The organism is Rhodococcus sp. NPDC057297, assembly GCF_042667435.1.
Lineage (GTDB): Bacteria > Actinomycetota > Actinomycetes > Mycobacteriales > Mycobacteriaceae > Rhodococcoides.
This window is the reverse complement of sequence record NZ_JBHUZE010000002.1, coordinates 391116-407985: the sequence shown is the minus strand read 5'-3', so window position 1 is coordinate 407985 and position 16870 is coordinate 391116. Positions and strand designations below refer to the sequence as shown.

The following is a 16870-nucleotide window of genomic DNA, read 5'->3' as shown; positions in this document are numbered from 1 at the left end:
TCAGATCACCGTCCCGCCGTCGACCGGCAATACCTGACCGGTGATGTACGCCGCCGCATCCGATGCGAGAAACACGAACGACGGGGCGATTTCGTCGGGATATGCCCAGCGGCTCAACGGAATACGGGCCAGGGTCTTGGCGGCGAGCTTCTCGTTGGCGCGGATGTTCGCGGTCATGGCCGTCGCCGCGAGGGGCGCGACCGCGTTGACGGTGATCGACTTCTTCGCGAGCTCGCGTGCGAGCGACATCGTCAAACCCACGATCGCGGCCTTCGCGGCGCCGTAGTTGGCCTGGCCGATCGTGCCGGTGAGACCGGCCGCGGACGTCACGTTGATGATGCGGCCTGTTCCGTTGTCCGGAAGATACTGCAGCGCAGCATGACTGCAGTGGTAGCTCCCCATCAGGTGGGTGTCGAGGACCTTGCGGAACTTGGCCTCGTCCATGTCCGGGAACATCGCCGGAGCGATCACACCGGCATTGTTGACGACGATGTGGAGCGTGCCGTCGCCGAGTCGCGCAGCAGTGGCGGCCGCCTCGCGGGCCTTGGCGCCGTCGCACACGTCGAGCGCGAACGGTTCGGCCACTCCCCCCGTTTCACGGATCTTCTCGCTTACCCGCGTGGCAGCGTCGAGGTCGATGTCCGTCACCAGGACGGAGGCGCCCGCTGCGGCGAACGCGGCGGACACCGCTTCACCGACGCCGCCACCGGCGCCGGTGACCAGCGCGGTCCGGCCGGTGAGGCCGAACACCTTCAAACTGTCGGGTACAACGGTCATCAGTAGCTCCTGGGCATGCCGAGGACGTGGGATCCGAGGTAGTTGAGGACCATTTCCTGGCTGATGGGGGCGATGCGGGTCAGGCGGGCTTCACGGAAGTACCGTGAGACGTTGTATTCCTCGGAGTAGCCCATGCCTCCGTGGGTTTGCAGTGCGCGGTCGGCGGCATCGAATCCGGCGTCGGCGCACAGATACTTGGCCATGTTCGCTTCCTTGGCACACGGCATTCCGTTGTCGTAGAGCCAGGTCGCCTTCCGCAGCACCAACTCCGCGGCGTCGAGCCGGGCGAGGGAGTCCGCGAGTGGGAATTGGATTCCCTGGTTCTTGCCGATCGGGCGACCGAAGACTTCCCGGTCGTTGCCGTAGCGCACACCCGCGCGCAGCGCGGCGCGGCCGATGCCGAGCGCCTCGGCGGCGACGAGCATGCGTTCGGGGTTGAGGCCGTCGAGGATGTACTTGAACCCCTGGCCTTCTTCACCCACCCGGTCCTCGACCGGGATTTTCAGCCCGTCGATGAACAACTCGTTCGACGTGACGGCGTTGCGGCCCATCTTCTTGATGGGGCGGATGTCGACCTTGCTGCGGTCGAGATCGGTCAGGAACAGGGTCATGCCGTCGGTCTTCTTCAGCGACTCGTCGAACTTCGAGGTTCGGGTAAGCAGCAGGATCTTCTCCGACTCCATCGCCTTGGAGATCCACACCTTGCGACCGTTGACCACGTACTTGTCACCGTCGCGCTTGGCGAACGTAGTGATCTTAGTGGTGTCCAGGCCCGCGCCGGGCTCGGTCACACCGAAGCACACATGCAGATCGCCGGTGACGATGCGCGGCAACGTACGCTTCTTGAGCTCGTCGGAGCCGTGCACGATCACCGGGTGCATCCCGAAGATGGACAGATGCATCGAGCTGGCGCCGTTCATACCCGCTCCGGACGCGGCCACCTGTTCTAGCAGGATCGACGCCTCGGTGATGCCGTATCCGTGGCCGCCGTACTCCTCGGGTGTGGTGATCCCCAGCCATCCGCCATCGGCGAAGGCGTTGTAGAACTCGGTGGGGAACTCGTGCTTCTCGTCCTTCTCGCCCCAGTACTGGTCGTCGAACTTGCGACACAGCTCCGCGACGGAATCACGGATGGTGACTTGATCGTCTGTCAGTGCGAAATCCACGTCGATCCTCCAAAACTTGGTTTAGCCGACCATATCAATGGACTGACCAAATAGACAATAGGGTTCAGTGGTCGTCCAGGAGCGCTGACGCAACTCGTTCGTTCCACGACGACGGGGAACCGAACAGCGCCCTGTCCAATTTCGCCCGCTTGTAGAACAGGTGCAGATCGTGCTCCCAGGTGTATCCGATCGCGCCGTGCACCGTCAGCGCGGAATCCGCTAGGTCGGCAACCCCTGCGGTCACTTGAGCCTTGGCGACTGCGGCGACGGTCGACGCGTCGTCGATACCCTCTTCGATTGCGGCAGCCGCATACAGCGCGATGGAGAAGGACGCCTCGACGGTCACGAGCATTTGTGCCGCAGCGTGCTTCACCGCCTGAAACGAACCGATGAATTGTCCGAACTGCTTGCGCTGCTTGCTGTATTCGACTGCCAGTTCCAACATCCGCTCGGCGCTGCCGAGCGCATCGGCCGCGGTCAAAGCCGCTGTTAGATCACGACTGCGGCTCAGTGCGCTGTCGTCGATGTCCACGATCTCCAGGATTCCCGCATCGGAGAACTCGATGGACCCGCTCGATCGAGAGCGATCGAGCAGTGGATCGGCCGTCGTTCGCGCATCGCCGGCGTCGACGCGGGCGAGCTGGATCGCGCCGGGTTCACCGATCGGAACCAAGAACGTGCCGGCCTCGGCCGCGCCGAGAACGTGTGGCACCGAACCGGTGACGGACTCGCCGTTCCAGTCGAGCGGTACCAACGTCGGAACCCGGTCGCTTCGTACGGCCAGAGCGAATACGGTCTCACCGCTCGTTTGCGCTTCGAGCTCGGAGTCGGTGAGCAGCGGACTCGCGAGGGCCGCGGCGAACCACGCCGAGCTAGGTACGGCACTGCGGCCGAATTCTCGTGCGGCCAGCGCGACCTCCAGAACGCCGCCCCCTTGACCGCCGCTATTGTCGGGATACCCGACGCCCCACCACCCCTCTTCGACGAGTGCCGACGTGAACGCGCTCGCATCGCCGCTGTCCTGCATGCGCCGTACCGTGTCGGTGCCGAATTTCGCTGCGGTCCACTCGCGCAACGACGTCGAGAACATTTCCTGCTCGTCCGACAGTTCCCAATGCATGGTGTGTCTCCTCAGCTCAGCTTCGCGGCATTCCGAGCACACGCTCAGCAGTGATGTTGCGTTGAATGAAGGTGGAACCGCCGGCGATCGCCGTACCGCGTGCTTGGTATGCCAAACGAAGCCACCGTTGCTGGACCGGATCGTCTGCGTCGTCGAGGCCGAACTGTCCACCGAAATCGCACAATTCGAGCCCGAAGTCCGCGATGTCCTCGACGAGCGGGCAGAAGTAGAGTTTGCCGATCGACGTCACTGGGCCGGGCGGCTCCCCCGTCGCCGCGCCCGTGATCACACGCTGACCGATCAGGTAGTGGGTGAGCGCGCGACCGTAGAGATCGGCGAGCTTCAGTCGCACCTCCGGTCGGGACGTGACGGGCTGCCCATCCTCGTCGACGGTGCCCTGCGCCTGCTCGACGAGGTCGCCGACGGCGCGCGTGGTGTTGACGCGTCCGGTCGCGATACCGACGCGTTCGAACGCGAGCGTGCCCATGGCGACTTTCCAGCCACCGTCCACGTCACCGAGCACCGCGGAATCCGGCACGAAGACGTCGTCGAGAAACACCTCGTTGAACTCGGCTTCACCGAGCATGTGTTCGAGCGGCCGAACGGTGATGCCCTCGGACGACATCGGCAGCAGGAAGTACGTGATTCCCTTATGCCGATCACCACCGCCTGTGCGCGCGAGCAGGATTGCGTTGTCTGCGATCTGCGCGCGGGAGGTCCAGATTTTCTGACCCTGGATTCGGAACCCGCCGTCGACCCTGGTCGCCTTGGTCCGTAGCGACGCGAGGTCCGACCCGGACTCGGGTTCGGAGAACAGCTGGCACCACACCTCGTCACCCTTCAAAATGGGTTCGAGGTAGCGCTTCTTCTGCTCGTCGTTGCCGAAGGCCACAATGGTGGGGCCCGCGAAGTCCTCGCCGATGATGTTCAGTCGCTCGGGTGCTCCGGCACGGTCGAGTTCCTCGTTGAACACCGCCTTGGTCTTGGCATCCGTTCCGGCGCCGCCGAACTCCGTCGGCCACGACAATCCGGCGTACCCGGCGTCGAACAGCATTCGCTGCCATTTCGACCAGTACTTCCGTTTGTCGTCCATGCGCGTGGGTTCGCGTGGCGGCAGCGACGGCACGGCAGTCGACAACCACTCACGAACATTGCTGCGAAAATCTGCCTCGACGGCCGAATCCTTCAGATCCATGGCACCTCCAGCCTCTCTAGGTCCAACGGTACAATAGGTCTGACCAAAAAATAAAGGAGCGTGATGGATCCGATCAGCGCCACATCACAGTCATCAGAACACCGCGTTCTCGATTCCGTGACCATCGAGGTGGAAACGGGCAAGATCCGCGAATTCGCGCGTGCTACCGGGGCGACCGACCGCGTACACACCGACGACTCAGCAGCCACCGCCGCCGGTTTCGATTCCCTACCCGCGACACCGACCCATGTGGTGGTGGCCGGCCATCACCGCAACCAGCAAGAATTCGTCCGGTCTCTCGGCCTTGCCATCGAGCGCATCGTCGTCGGCAGCGTCGAGTGGGAGTACGCACGTCCCCTCGTCGCCGGTGATCGCATCACCGGAACCAGACGCGTCGTCGACGACACCACCAAGGAGGGCAAGCGCGGCGGATCGATGCGCTTGGTGACCCTGGAGACGGACTGGGTGGACGACAGCGGTCGCACCGTCGTGACACAGCGCGAAGTTCTGATCGAAAGGGGCGGCAAGTGAACCGCACAACTACCCTCGCCGAGGGACAGACGTTGCCCACCAGCTCGTTCGGGCCGGTAACGCAAACGGACATCGTCCGATTCGCCGGCGCCGGAGGCGATTTCAACCCGCTGCATCACGACGCCGACTACGCACAGCGGGCCGGTCTCCCCGGCGTGATCGCGATGGGCCAAATGCAGGCCGGGATCCTCGCAGCGTGGCTCTCGGACGCAGTTCACATCGAGAACGTGCTCGCATACTCGGTCCGGTTCGCGTCACCGCTCGCGATCGGCGAAATCCTCGAACTCAGCGGGACAGTGGAGTCCGTCGTCGACGGCGCCGCGACGCTGGTCCTACTCGCGAGCGTGGGCGACCGTGCTGTCGTGCACGGCAAGGCGACGGTTCGAACCGATTGATCGCTCGGGTGCGGGGCGATCCGTGAACGTCAGACGCCGCCCATGGTGAGCACGATCTTCCCGAAGTGGCGTCCCGCTTCGAGCGCACGATGAGCCTCGGCCGCGCGCTCGAGCGGGAATGCCTCGGCGATCGCGGGTGGGCGCATGCGGCCCTGCGACACCAGATCGAGGAGGCCCCGGAAGTCGTCGGGACTGCCCATCGTGGTGCCGAGCAGGCTGTACTGGCCGAAGAAAAACGATCGAACGTCCATTGTCGACTGTTCGGCGACGTTCGCGCCCAGCCCCACCAAGCGTCCGCCCGGTCGCAGAGCGCCGACGGACCTGTCCCACAACCCCACTGGGTCGAGGACCACGTCGAAACCCGTTCCCCCGGGGGAGAGCGCTTTCGCTTGCGCGGACCAGTCGTCGGCAGTGTGGAGAGTGCCGGCGATGGCACCGTCGGCACATGCTCGCTCGATCTTGGCATCCGATGACCCCGTGACGAACGGCGCTGCGCCGAGTGCAGTGGCGATCGTGACGGCAACGGTGGAGATGCCACCGCCGGCACCGACCACCAGCAGGGACTCCCCCGGTTTCAAGCCGGCGCGAGTGACCAGCGCGCGGTACGCCGTGACGCCGGCGAGGGTCAGACTGGCAGCCTCTTCCATGTTCCATCCCGACGGAGCGGGAGCGACGCATTCGGCGGGCACGGCAACGCTCTGCGCGTAGGTGCCGGGAATTCGATCACCCAGGATCTGGAAATCCGGTGACGGTGCGTCGGCCGAGTCCCCCCAGAACAGCGACGGCAGGATGACCACCGCTTCGCCTGTGTCCGTTCGAATTCCGGCACCGTCGGCGCCCGGGATGTGCGGCAACGGTGAGCCGTAGTTGCCGCGCCGCACCAAGACGTCGTGCCAGTTCAGCGCCGCGGCGTGCAGATCGACGCGAACCCAGCCCGGGCGTGCGGCCGGCACGTCGACATCGCGGACGACTAGCTCGGACGGATCGCCGAACTGTTGTAGAACAACGGCTTTCATGGTCTCCCTCACTCGGTGGCGACAGCTTGCAAAGTGACGGTGGCGATGGAGCACGGCTTGCCGGCCGCATTGCGGGCGGTCACACGCACCACCGCGACAGTGCGACCGCGGTGGACGACCTCGGCATGGAACGGCGTCTCCGCGCTGCCGTCACCGGGACGCACGAACGCGATGTCGATACTGGTGGTACGGAATGTCCCGCCGCTGTCCACCACGTCGTGCGCTGCGAGTTCCGACCCCAAGATCAGGACACCCCCGTGGACGTTGCCCATGCCGTTGGCGGAGAACGGCGTCGGCGACATCACAAGCACATCCGTCGACTCGGGGTGAGCCATCCGTAACCGATCCCGCAGGGTCATGGTGCCGCGGAAGAACTCGTCCGACACCGCGTGCGTGTTGAACGGCCCGTCGAACGGAACCAGATGCGAGCGCTGGGTGACGAGCGCGACCGGTGTGCCGCCGGCATCGGTCACACACCCACGCGTCGTACCGCTGTTGGCGTTGCGGTGAACGAGGTCGCCGGTCACAACGAGGGGCGATCCGTCCACGGGCGGGTCGGCCAGAAAATCCAGCCGAATTCCCAGACTCACCGGCCACAACCCCGCCGGCGCGCCTCGTGCCACCACGTACCCGGTCACGTCGTCCAAGGCCACGCCCAACGGTGAACGCGTCACTCCCGCAACGGGATCGAGAAGCCACGGGCCTGTAGCCATCGTGAGTTGTCCGTGCTCGGCGGAGAAGTCGACCGGTTCGATTCCGAGAAGTTGCTCGGCACCGGCCGCGACGAACGGCTGCGCCGAGTGATCCATGCTCAGCTCGGCCCTGCTGAACTCATCGCGCCCAGCTCGTCCGCAATGCGCTTGCGCAGCACGTGCTTCTGAATCTTTCCGGTCGCGGTCATCGGCAGGGCGTCGACGACGACCACCTTTTCGGGGGTCTTCTGAACGGCGACACCCCGGTCGGTGAGGTAGGTACGCAGTTCGTCGACGGTGGGAGCCTTGTCGGGGTCACGCGGAACGATGTAGCAGCACACCTTTTCTCCGAGGCGCTCGTCCGGCATTCCGACCACGGCGAGGGCGTCCACATCCGGGTGACCGGCCAGCTTGTCTTCCACTTCGCGCACACTGATGTTCATACCACCACGGATCACGATGTCCTTGGTGCGTCCCGTGACGCGCACGAACCCGTCGGCATCCATGACACCGAGATCGCCCGAACGCGAGAACCCCTCGGGGGTGAACAGTTCCTCGGTGTCCTCAGGGCGATTCAGGTATTCGATCATGTGCGACGGTCCGCGGTAGGCGACGTCTCCTTCGGTGCCACGCGGCGCCTCGGCTCCGTCGATATCGACGATCTTGATCTCGGCGCCCGAGAGCGCAGCACCGTCGGAGGTGATGGCGCGGCGCGGGTCGTCGTCGATTCGGCACGTGGTGGTGGTCAGATTCTCACTTCGCCCGTACAACGACAGGATCGACGCCGCAGGCAGTTGCGCCTTCGCGTTCTCGACCACCGACGCCGGAATCGGCGAGCCGGCGCACGTCCACACTCGTAGCGACGACAAGTCCGCTTCGGGGCGCTTGGCCATCGCCGACATCAGCGTCTGCAGAAAGGTGGTGGCCGTGACCGCGGCGGTGCACTTGTACTTCTCGATCTCGACGAGCCCGCGTTCGGGGTTCCACTCGGCCATGATGTGCGTCGCCGCCCCAGCGATAAGGGGAATGAGAACGCTGGTGACCAACCCGGTGGTGTGCGTGATGGGGGACGGTCCGAACTGAACGTCGTTTTCGGTGTGGCCGAACGCGATGGTCAACGAACGCGCGCCGGAGGCGTACGTGTTGAACGTGTGCAAGCAGCCCTTGGGACGCGACGTGGTGCCGGAGGTGTAGACGATCACGAACGGATCGTCAGGGTGTACCCGGAAGTCGATCTCGGCGTCGATCGCGTCGTTGTCCACACCCGTGATGGCGAACCGATCCAGAACGTCGATGTTCCGCGCCGCCAGGGCGTCGGCAGAACCGTCGGCGGGCCGCGCCACGAGAATGGTGGTCAAGGTGTCCGACTCGGCTCGAACGGCTTCGTACATCGCGGCGTAGTCGAAACCCTTGAAGGTCTCGGGTGTGATCGCGGCCTTGATGGACGCATCGGTTACCACGTGTGCGACCTCGTCGGCGCGGTAGATCGGCATGACCGGCACCATGACTGCACCGATACGCGCCAATGACGCTGCGACGACGACGAACTCGACCCAGTTGGGCAGCTGCACGGCTACGCGATCACCGGCGCGAAGTCCCTTCCGGTGAAAGCCGAGGGCAAGCCGCTGCGACGTGTCGAACAGCTCGGCGAACGTCAGCGACTTGGTGCCGTCGGTGGCGAAGGTTCTGCCTGGATTCCGTTCGGCACGCGAACGGACCAGATCGGTGAAGTTTTCTTCGGTCCACATACCGGTCGAGTAGAACTCGTCGACTTGTTGCGGAGTGTAACGGCCGAAGTTTCGCTGGTTCGTCATTGGATCCATCCTTCGTAGCACTGCCCCATATGTATGAAGGTTAGAATGGTAAGACCGAATAGCGCAAGAGTTTCGGGAGCCTTTACCCCCTGTTCGCACATGGTGGCGAATCACTATCACTCCCATTGCCGACGCAGTTCATCCGAAGGGGTCAGACCGCAGTCCGCGGGTCAGACGCCCGAACAGCCCCCGCCAGAGCCAACACCCGACGCGCGGCGGTCAGATGGGGTAAGTCCAGCATCCTGCCGTCGAGTGCAACGGTTCCGACGTCCCCGGAGAACGCTTCGACGACACGAGAGGCGAAATCGACCTCTTCGGCCGTCGGTGTGAATGCGGCATTGATGGTGTCCACCTGGCCGGGATGGATCGCGATGCGTCCGCTGAACCCCTCGGCGCGTGCACGCCTCGACGACACGGCGAGTCCGTCGTCGTCACGGATGTCGACGAACAAGGTCTCCACCGGTTCGACGTCCGCGGCGCGGGCGGCCATCAACGCCATCGACCGAACGAGCTGATAGGTGTTCGCCCAGTCCCCCGTCGGCCCCACGTTGGTCGACGCACCCAGGGATGCACTCAAATCTTCTGCACCCCAGGTTAATCCGTACATACGGGGGACGCGGGCGTCTGCGAAGTCCCCCAAGCGAAACGGAGCGACCGCAGTCTCGGTGGCCACCGGCAGCAATCGAATGCTCCCCCGCTCGATACCGGCCGCACTCTCGAATGCTTCGAGATAGTGGTGAACGCGCAGTACGTCGGCCGGCCCGTTCGCCTTCGGAACCATGATGCCCGCCGGCCCGGCGGCGACGACCGATGCCAGATCTTTCAATGCGTGGACGGAATCGACGGGATTCATCCGTACCCACCGCTGCGGGCCGAAATCGCCGCCACGCGAGAGGAAGTCGGCTACCAGAAGTCGCGCCTCGGGCTTGCGCGCCTCACTGACGGCATCCTCGAGGTCGAGAATCAACGCGTCGGCCGTCGAATCGGCCACTTTGGCGAGCTTCTTCTCGCTGTCTCCGGGGACGAACAGAAATGACCTGAGCGGTGCGGTCACCGCACCCTCCACGCCGGCCGTCACTGCGGCTTCTTCCGCTGCAGGCCCGCACGCTTGCACGAGGCGACGAGTTCGCCCTTCTGGTTGTAGGCGCGGTGCAAGAACACGACGATCCCCTGGTCGGGACGCGACTTGGATTCGCGGAGCTCGAGCACCTCGGTGGTGACGTGCACGGTGTCGCCGTGGAACAGCGGTGCCGGAAAGCGAACCTCGTCCCAGCCCAGGTTCGCCACTGCCGTCCCGAGCGTCGTGTCGCCGACGGAGATGCCCACCATCAACCCGAGAGTGAACGCGCTATTGACGATGCGCTGTCCGTAATCGGTTCCCCGCATGTACTCCTCATCGAGATGCAGTTGCGCCGGGTTGTGCGTCATCGCCGTGAACAGCACGTTGTCCGTCTCGGTCACGGTGCGACGGATCGCGTGCTCGAATGTTTGCCCGACGGTGAGTTCGTCGAACCAAAGGCCTGCCATGGTCACCTCTTCGCTGTGGCTGTTCACCGACCGTCGACGACGGTCATATCTGTCGCAACCCTATGACCGGGTTCACTTCACTGTATATGGTACGACCATATAATTGGATCGGACAGTAGTCAGTCGGCGGTATCGTCGACACACGAGCGACGATCACGCAGCGTGCGTCCTATAGTGTGTTTCACGTCACAGGCGCAGTTCGTGCGCGCATGTGGACTTCTAGAGCGACGAGTGAGCAGGTGGTGATGGTGACGATCGACAGCGACGCGACGCTCGACTGGACGTACGAACGACTCGCCGCGCTTGTGCACGACGACCCGAGTTTCGCGACGCTGCGGGACGATGGCCTGGACTGGGTGCAGCTACGCGGCGCAGCGTCGGCGGCACTTCGCGGCAATACCGATCCCGAGGTAGCTCTCGAACTGGCCGGCGTGATCATGCGCATCGACTCCATCCGCCAGCAAGAGATTGACCGACGTTTCCGGCTGCATTCGGACCAACTTGACGCGCTTCACCGTGTTGCGCGAACGATCGACGACAATGCCGACCGGTTGTCGCAGGTGGTGACGCGCGAGCTGTGCACCAACCTCGGATATGGGAAAGCGATGTTCTCCATGGTGCGCGGATCGACCTGGTCCCCCGTTGCACTTAGTGTCAATCCCGCCCTCACCGAGGATTTCAACGATTTGGTCACCGCAATCGACGGCCGCGAGATCTCGCTGCACGATGCACCACGCGAGGCCGAGCTGGTTCGCCGGCGCAGACCGTACGCAGTGGACGGCGCCGACACCTACCGTCGTACCTATCGGCCGTTGATCGACCTGTCCCGTCCCGCGGGTTATCTCGCCACACCGGTCGTAGTGGGGTCCAGGGTGGTCGCGATAATCCATGTAGACCGTCAGACCGACGATCTGTCCGAATCGGACGTGCACATCGCGAGCGCATTAGCCGCGATGTGCGCGGTGTCCAGTGAGCGCGCGCAGATGCAGGCACGGATCAGAGCCAGGAACGACGAGGTGTACGCGGAGATTCGCAAGCTCTCCGAACTCATGCAGAGCATCGGCGCCACCGACTCAGCGTTGGGTGACGCGTTCTCGGATCTTCGGGACCGGTCGACGAACGGGTCCGAGACCCGTCACGGGCACGCACTCCCCAGCGGACATTCACTGACAGCTCGCGAACGCGAAGTGGTCGTTTTGATGGCGACCGGAGCGACCAATGCTGCCATCTCGCGGAAGCTGTGCATCTCGGACGGCACGGTGAAAAGTCACGTCCAACGCATCTTCAAAAAACTCGGAGTGTCCACCCGGGCAGAATTGGCAGCCCTGTGTGCGAAATTCGATCTCGCGTCCGGTGAGTGAGCAGGAGGACGATGTTGCCAGCTTGTTGAGGCAGCTTCGTGGTGCGGATGCGGATCGGGCGGCCGCGGTCAGCACCCGTCTTGCCGAGCTTCTCGATCGTAAACGCCTTCTCGGCGAACACAATCACACCGCCCTGAGCCTTCTGACCAAGCGGCTGGACACAGCCCTAGCGGCCGTCGTCGACACGGCATCCGCTACCGAGTTAGGCCGAACGGCCTGCGCGCAATTCGCCGAGTTGACGGGATCCCGGCAGGTGGTGATGTCGAGCATCACCGACAGCGGCCCGGCGCCCGTCGCCGTCTTCGCAGAAGGCGTCGACGTCCCGATCCCCACCATCGGATCATCGTGGTCGGACGGCTCCCCCGCCACCCGCGCGGTGTCTTCTCGAGCGGTTGCGTACGGCACCGACCTCGAACGCCACACGACCGCGATTCCCGTCGTCGTCCACGGAACGGTGACTGCGGTGGTCGAGATCGACGTGCGGGTGCCCGATACCGTCACACATGCCCTCACCGCGCTTGCCGAAGCAGTTGCCGTGCGGCTCGAACACATAACCCTGCTTGCCCGCGAACGGCAGCAGCAACGCGCAGTCGGCGAAACTGCTCGCACGTTGCTGGCCGCTACATCCACGACCGACGGCGCCGGCGAACAAGGCGAACCGGTCGGCCGGTCGCCCGGTGAACATACGTACTTGGAACCGCTGACCGACCGAGAGAAAGATGTGGCGCGACTGATCCTGACCGGAGCGTCCAACTCGGCGATTGCCGCCGAACTGGTCATCAGCATCGACACCGTCAAATCACACGTCAAAAGCATTCTCCGCAAATCGGGTACGACCAACCGCGCCGAACTGATCGCGCGCTTCCGGTCCGGATCCGCCACGTAGCGCGGATCAGGCCGCGGGGTCCGGAACTGTCACGGTGACCGTATCGACGCCGGCCGTCAACACCAGCTGGCACGCCAACCGTGAACACGGCGTCACGTTCTCCAAGAACTCGACCAAATCTGTCTCCTCGGGCGTCGGCTCGCCGAAGGCGTCCGACGACGACTCGTCGAGATACACGTGGCACGTCGCACACGAGCAGCTGCCGCCGCACTCGGCGACGATGCCGGGAAGGTTGTTGCGCACCGACCCGTCCATGACGCTCTGACCCTCCGGGACGTCGACCGATGTCGAAGTTCCGTTCGGCAGGTTGTAGATGACCGTTGGCATATGCGCCTCCTTTGTTCCGGGCTGCCCCCAGGGCCGGCCCGTGTGGGTGTTCGTATCTCGATAGTGGCGGCCGTCACTGCCACGCCGCATCACCTCTTCGGGGGATTGCAGACCGACTCCGGGGTGAAATGTGACCGGCGCACACGGTACGAATCATTGTGATCGCCCGCACATCACCCCTGCGGCGGACAACTTTCGCTCATTGGTGTGATGCCCCTCACTCACCGCGGTGACAGGCTCGTGGAAGTTCGATTCGACTTTGTTCGGAGCCGGCAGCCCCGGCCCGACACGTAGAGCAATACTCGAAGGGATCTCGATGACCACGACAGAGCAACGCGCAGAACTCGTTCCAGAGACCATTGCCCGGCAGATCGTCCTTCCGGAGGGACATCGGGACAACGACGCCCTGTTCGATGCATACCGCTGGCTGCGCGAGAACAACCCCCTCGGTATCGCCGAGGTCGAGGGGTACGACCCCATATGGTTGGTCAGCAAGCACGCCGACATCATGGAGATCGAGCGTCAGCCCGACATCTTCACCAGCGCGGGCGGCGACGACAAGGGCTCGGTCAATCCAATCCTCGCCAATCAAGCTGGCGACCAATTCACCAAGAGCATCAACAACGGCAGCCTGCGCATCCTCGAGACGCTGACCTATCTCGATCCGCCGGAGCATACTGCGGTCAGGGACATTGCGTCCGATTGGTTTCGACCGGCCAATCTGGCCAAGTGGGAGAACGTGATTCGCGAGCTGGCGAAAAATGCTGTCGCACGTCTGCTCGAAACGGACGGACGCGTCGACTTCGTCAAGGACTTCGCCCTGCACTACCCCCTGCACGTGATCATGAGTCTGTTCGGAGTTCCCGAGTCCGACGAGCCCAGGATGATGACCCTGACGCAGGAGTTCTTCGGGACCGCTGACCCCGACGCCGCGCGGGAGGACGTCGTACCGTTGACGCCGGATGCGGCTGCGCAACAATGGGTCGCGACGATTCAGGATTTTTATGCCTACTTCGAAAAGCTCCTGGAAGACCGTCGCGCCAACCCACGCGACGACCTCGCGACAATCATCTCCGTGGCTCGCAAAGAAGACGGTGAGTACTACCCGAACGAAGTGGCATACGGATACTTCATCGCAATTGCCACCGCCGGCCACGACACCACGTCGAGCACGCTCGCCGGCGGCATGCTCGAGCTCGGGCGCCATCCCGAATTGCTCGCGAAAGCCAAGGCCGACTTGGCGCTTGCGCCCCACATCGTCAACGAATCGCTTCGATGGGCGTCCCCGGTCAAGCACTTCATGCGTCAGGCAACTCAGGACTACACGCTGCGCGGCCGCGACATCAAGAAGGGCGACCGGTTCATGCTGCTGTACCAGTCGGGCAACCGCGACGCCGACGTCATCCCCGATCCCGACACCTTCGACATCACGCGACGCCCCAACAAGCACATCGCGTTCGGTTACGGACCGCACATGTGCATCGGCCAGCACCTGGCCAAGCTCGAACTCCGCATCATGATCGAAGAGCTTCTCCCCCACATCGAGTCCATCGAGCTGGTGGACGACACGAAGATGATTCAGACCAACTTCGTCGGTGGGCTCAAGAACATGCCTGTCCAGATCCAGTTCACGAGGTAATGATGCTGTCCTCCGACCCGACACCCACCGTGGCAATCGTCGGTGCCGGGCACGCCGGCGGGACTCTCGCCGGCCTGCTCCGGCAGCACGAGTACGAAGGCCACGTCGTTCTCTTCGGGGACGAGGAGCATCCGCCGTATCACCGCCCACCGCTGTCGAAAAAGTATACCGGTAGCGAGTACGTGCAGTGGCTGCGGCCCCAATCGTTTTACGCAGACAATGATATCGACGTTCGCCTCGGCGATCCGGTGGTGCGCATCGACCGCGCCGATCGCACCGTCACCACCGCGGCGGGCGTAACGACGACGTACTCGACGCTCGTACTCGCCACGGGTGCCGCACCACGCAAACTCACAGTTCTGGGGAGCGACCTGAACGGCGTCGCGACGTTACGCACTCTCGGGGACACCGAGATGCTCCGCGACGCCGTCCATTCCAACGCCGAAATCGCCATCGTCGGCGGTGGATACGTCGGCCTCGAAGTGGCAGCGTCCGCCCGTGCGCACGGGTGCAACGTCACGATCATCGAACGCGAGGACCGGGTGCTTTCTCGGGTCGCCGGCCCTGACCTCGCGAAGGCACTCACCACATTCCACCGCGACCGTGGCACACGCATTCTGACCGGCGCGCACGTCGCGGGCTTCATCGGCACGGACGGGAAAGTGAATGGTGTCGAATTGTCCGACGGAACCGTCGTCCCCTGCGCGCTCGCACTGGTGGGTGTCGGCGCCGTGCCGAACGACGATCTGGCCCGTGCCGCCGGAATCATTTGCGAGGCAGGCATTGTGGTCGACAGCACCGCGCGCACCGACGACCCGAACATCCTCGCCATCGGCGACGTGACCTACCGCATGCACGACACCCTCGGGAAGATGGTGCGCCTCGAAAGCATCCCGAGTGCGGTCGAGCAGGCCAAACACGCCGCGGCGGTCATCGTCGGGGCATCCGTTCCTCAGCACGAGGTGCCGTGGTTCTGGTCGGATCAGTTCGACCTGAAGATGAAGATGGCGGGCATGGTGTCCCCGGACGCCACCGCGGTGGTGCGCGGAAACCCGGCCGACTCGTCGTTCGCGGTATTCCATCTCGACGGGTCCGGGATACCCGTGGCCGTCGAAACAGTCAATGCAGCAGCAGAATTCATGGCCGGGAAAAAATACATCGGTAATCACACCAAAATTGATCCTGTCGCGCTCGCGGACACCTCGATTTCCCTACGAGAAGTCACCCTCTAGCAATACCATCACCATTCTTGGCCCCACTTTCACACTTGGAGTACACCGTCATGGAAGCAACCGCTGCAGTCGCGAGAGAACCTCATTCGGCGTTCACGCTCGAACCGATCGTCATCGAAAATCCCAGAGCCGGCGAGGTCATCGTCGAAATCGAAGCCGTCGGTATCTGCCATACCGACCTCGCGGCGCGAGACGGAGCACTTCCCACCGCACTGCCTGCCGTCCTCGGCCACGAGGGTTGCGGCGTCGTTCGCGAGGTGGGTGCCGGCGTGACCAAGGTTGCGCCCGGAGATCGAGTCGGCATCACGTTCAACAGTTGTGGGCAGTGCCCGTCGTGTAACGCCGGTGCACCGTCGTACTGCCACCAGTTCATGCACCTGGCCTACGACGGCGCTCGTGACGACGGTTCGGGCCCGATCACCACGACCGAGGGCGAAAAGCTCACCGGTATGTTCTTCGGTCAATCCTCGTTCGCCACCTACGCTTTGGCCTTCGAACGCAATGTCGTCAAGGTTCCGACCGACGTCCCGGCCGAGATCCTCGCGCCCCTCGGATGCGGACTGCAGACCGGTGCAGGAGCCGTACTCAAGTCTCTGGACTGCCGACCCGGATCGTCGCTGCTCGTTGCCGGCGCGGGTTCGGTGGGCTTGGCCGCCGTCATGGGCGGCGTCGTGCGCGAGTTGGCCACCATCATCGCGATCGAGCCGCACGCATCGCGCCGCGAACTCGCTCTCGAACTCGGCGCCACTCACGTGATCGACCCGGCGGCCGGACCGGTCGCCGACCAGGTTCGTGCGATCGCGCCGGCGGGCGTCGATTATGCCATCGACACCTCGGGCGTCCCGGCCGTCGTCGAATCTCTGTTGGCGTCCATGACCTTTCACGGAAAGGTGGGCCTCATCGGCGTCCCCGCGAACCCCGAAGCATCCGTACCGCTCACCATCATCAACACACTCGCGATGGGTGTGACCATCACCGGAATCATCGAGGGCGACAGCGTTCCGGACGAGTTCATCCCGGAATTGGTCGAGCTGTACAAGGCTGGAAAGTTTCCGGTGGACAAGCTGGTGACCACCTTCCCGTTCGACAAGATCAACGATGCCGTCGACGCTCAACACCGGGGTGAGGTTCTCAAGCCGGTGCTTTTGCAGAACTGAACTCGCCCACCCCCTCCCGTAGAAGGATCGACACC

General features: G+C 63.9%; 17 protein-coding genes. 7 read left to right on the top strand and 10 right to left on the bottom strand.

Annotated elements, in window-relative coordinates; all coding sequences use genetic code 11:
- The 4 genes from ACFULT_RS07860 to ACFULT_RS07845 all read right to left on the bottom strand — a co-directional run bounded on the left by ACFULT_RS07860 (position 1) and on the right by ACFULT_RS07845 (position 4258).
- Positions 1-777, bottom strand: coding sequence for an SDR family NAD(P)-dependent oxidoreductase (locus tag ACFULT_RS07860; RefSeq protein ID WP_378481109.1), 777 nt, complete (start codon positions 775-777; stop codon positions 1-3).
- Positions 777-1943: an acyl-CoA dehydrogenase family protein gene (locus tag ACFULT_RS07855; RefSeq protein ID WP_378481108.1), complete on the bottom strand. Its 1167-nt coding sequence runs from the start codon at positions 1941-1943 to the stop codon at positions 777-779. Before ACFULT_RS07855 ends, ACFULT_RS07860 begins: the two co-directional genes overlap by 1 nt.
- Positions 1944-2007: 64 nt before the next feature.
- Complete coding sequence (locus ACFULT_RS07850) at positions 2008-3063, bottom strand: acyl-CoA dehydrogenase family protein (RefSeq protein ID WP_378481107.1); 1056 nt, start codon at positions 3061-3063, stop codon at positions 2008-2010.
- 16 nt (positions 3064-3079) lie between these two features.
- Entirely contained in the window at positions 3080-4258 is a 1179-nt protein-coding gene (locus ACFULT_RS07845) for an acyl-CoA dehydrogenase family protein (RefSeq protein WP_378481106.1), read from the bottom strand.
- A gap of 63 nt (positions 4259-4321) precedes the next feature.
- Between ACFULT_RS07845 and ACFULT_RS07840 the strand changes: the two genes are divergently transcribed.
- Together ACFULT_RS07840 and ACFULT_RS07835 are read left to right on the top strand one after the other, a co-directional pair.
- Positions 4322-4789: a MaoC family dehydratase N-terminal domain-containing protein gene (locus tag ACFULT_RS07840; protein ID WP_378481105.1), complete on the top strand. Its 468-nt coding sequence runs from the start codon at positions 4322-4324 to the stop codon at positions 4787-4789.
- The gene (locus ACFULT_RS07835; RefSeq protein ID WP_378481104.1) at positions 4786-5184 is read left to right on the top strand and encodes a MaoC family dehydratase; all 399 of its coding nucleotides are present in this window, start codon (positions 4786-4788) and stop codon (positions 5182-5184) included. Before ACFULT_RS07840 ends, ACFULT_RS07835 begins: the two co-directional genes overlap by 4 nt.
- A gap of 29 nt (positions 5185-5213) precedes the next feature.
- Here ACFULT_RS07835 and ACFULT_RS07830 read toward each other — a convergent pair whose 3' ends face one another.
- The 5 genes from ACFULT_RS07830 to ACFULT_RS07810 all read right to left on the bottom strand — a co-directional run bounded on the left by ACFULT_RS07830 (position 5214) and on the right by ACFULT_RS07810 (position 10233).
- Positions 5214-6200, bottom strand: a complete 987-nt coding sequence (locus tag ACFULT_RS07830; RefSeq protein ID WP_378481103.1) for a zinc-binding alcohol dehydrogenase family protein — start codon at positions 6198-6200, stop codon at positions 5214-5216.
- A gap of 8 nt (positions 6201-6208) precedes the next feature.
- Positions 6209-7009, bottom strand: a complete 801-nt coding sequence (locus tag ACFULT_RS07825) for a hotdog domain-containing protein (protein WP_378481102.1) — start codon at positions 7007-7009, stop codon at positions 6209-6211.
- Between the two features lie 2 nt (positions 7010-7011).
- Entirely contained in the window at positions 7012-8706 is a 1695-nt protein-coding gene (locus ACFULT_RS07820; RefSeq protein ID WP_378481101.1) for an AMP-binding protein, read from the bottom strand.
- Between the two features lie 151 nt (positions 8707-8857).
- Positions 8858-9760, bottom strand: a complete 903-nt coding sequence (locus ACFULT_RS07815) for an HpcH/HpaI aldolase/citrate lyase family protein (RefSeq protein WP_378481100.1) — start codon at positions 9758-9760, stop codon at positions 8858-8860.
- A 20-nt stretch (positions 9761-9780) separates the two neighbouring features.
- Positions 9781-10233 (bottom strand): MaoC family dehydratase, encoded by a 453-nt coding sequence (locus ACFULT_RS07810; RefSeq protein WP_378481099.1) that lies wholly within the window; start codon positions 10231-10233, stop codon positions 9781-9783.
- Positions 10234-10478: 245 nt separating this feature from the next.
- On the opposite strand from ACFULT_RS07810, the gene ACFULT_RS07805 reads away from it, so the two are divergent.
- Positions 10479-11594, top strand: coding sequence for a LuxR C-terminal-related transcriptional regulator (locus ACFULT_RS07805; RefSeq protein ID WP_378481356.1), 1116 nt, complete (start codon positions 10479-10481; stop codon positions 11592-11594).
- Entirely contained in the window at positions 11587-12480 is an 894-nt protein-coding gene (locus ACFULT_RS07800; RefSeq protein WP_378481098.1) for a LuxR C-terminal-related transcriptional regulator, read from the top strand. Before ACFULT_RS07805 ends, ACFULT_RS07800 begins: the two co-directional genes overlap by 8 nt.
- Before the next feature lie 6 nt (positions 12481-12486).
- Here the strand turns inward: ACFULT_RS07800 and ACFULT_RS07795 are convergent, their stop codons facing one another.
- Complete coding sequence (locus ACFULT_RS07795) at positions 12487-12807, bottom strand: 2Fe-2S iron-sulfur cluster-binding protein (RefSeq protein ID WP_378481097.1); 321 nt, start codon at positions 12805-12807, stop codon at positions 12487-12489.
- Positions 12808-13123: 316 nt separating this feature from the next.
- Here ACFULT_RS07795 and ACFULT_RS07790 point away from each other — a divergent pair, with 316 nt between their 5' ends.
- Genes ACFULT_RS07790 through ACFULT_RS07780 form a run of 3 tightly spaced genes read left to right on the top strand, consistent with a single transcriptional unit; the run spans position 13124 to position 16835 of the window.
- Positions 13124-14446 carry a cytochrome P450 gene (locus ACFULT_RS07790; protein ID WP_378481096.1) on the top strand — a complete coding sequence of 441 codons (1323 nt, stop codon included), beginning with the start codon at positions 13124-13126 and terminating at the stop codon, positions 14444-14446.
- Positions 14447-14448: 2 nt separating this feature from the next.
- Positions 14449-15678, top strand: coding sequence for an NAD(P)/FAD-dependent oxidoreductase (locus tag ACFULT_RS07785; RefSeq protein WP_378481355.1), 1230 nt, complete (start codon positions 14449-14451; stop codon positions 15676-15678).
- A gap of 50 nt (positions 15679-15728) precedes the next feature.
- Positions 15729-16835: an NAD(P)-dependent alcohol dehydrogenase gene (locus ACFULT_RS07780; protein ID WP_378481354.1), complete on the top strand. Its 1107-nt coding sequence runs from the start codon at positions 15729-15731 to the stop codon at positions 16833-16835.
- Positions 16836-16870 lie beyond the last annotated feature (35 nt).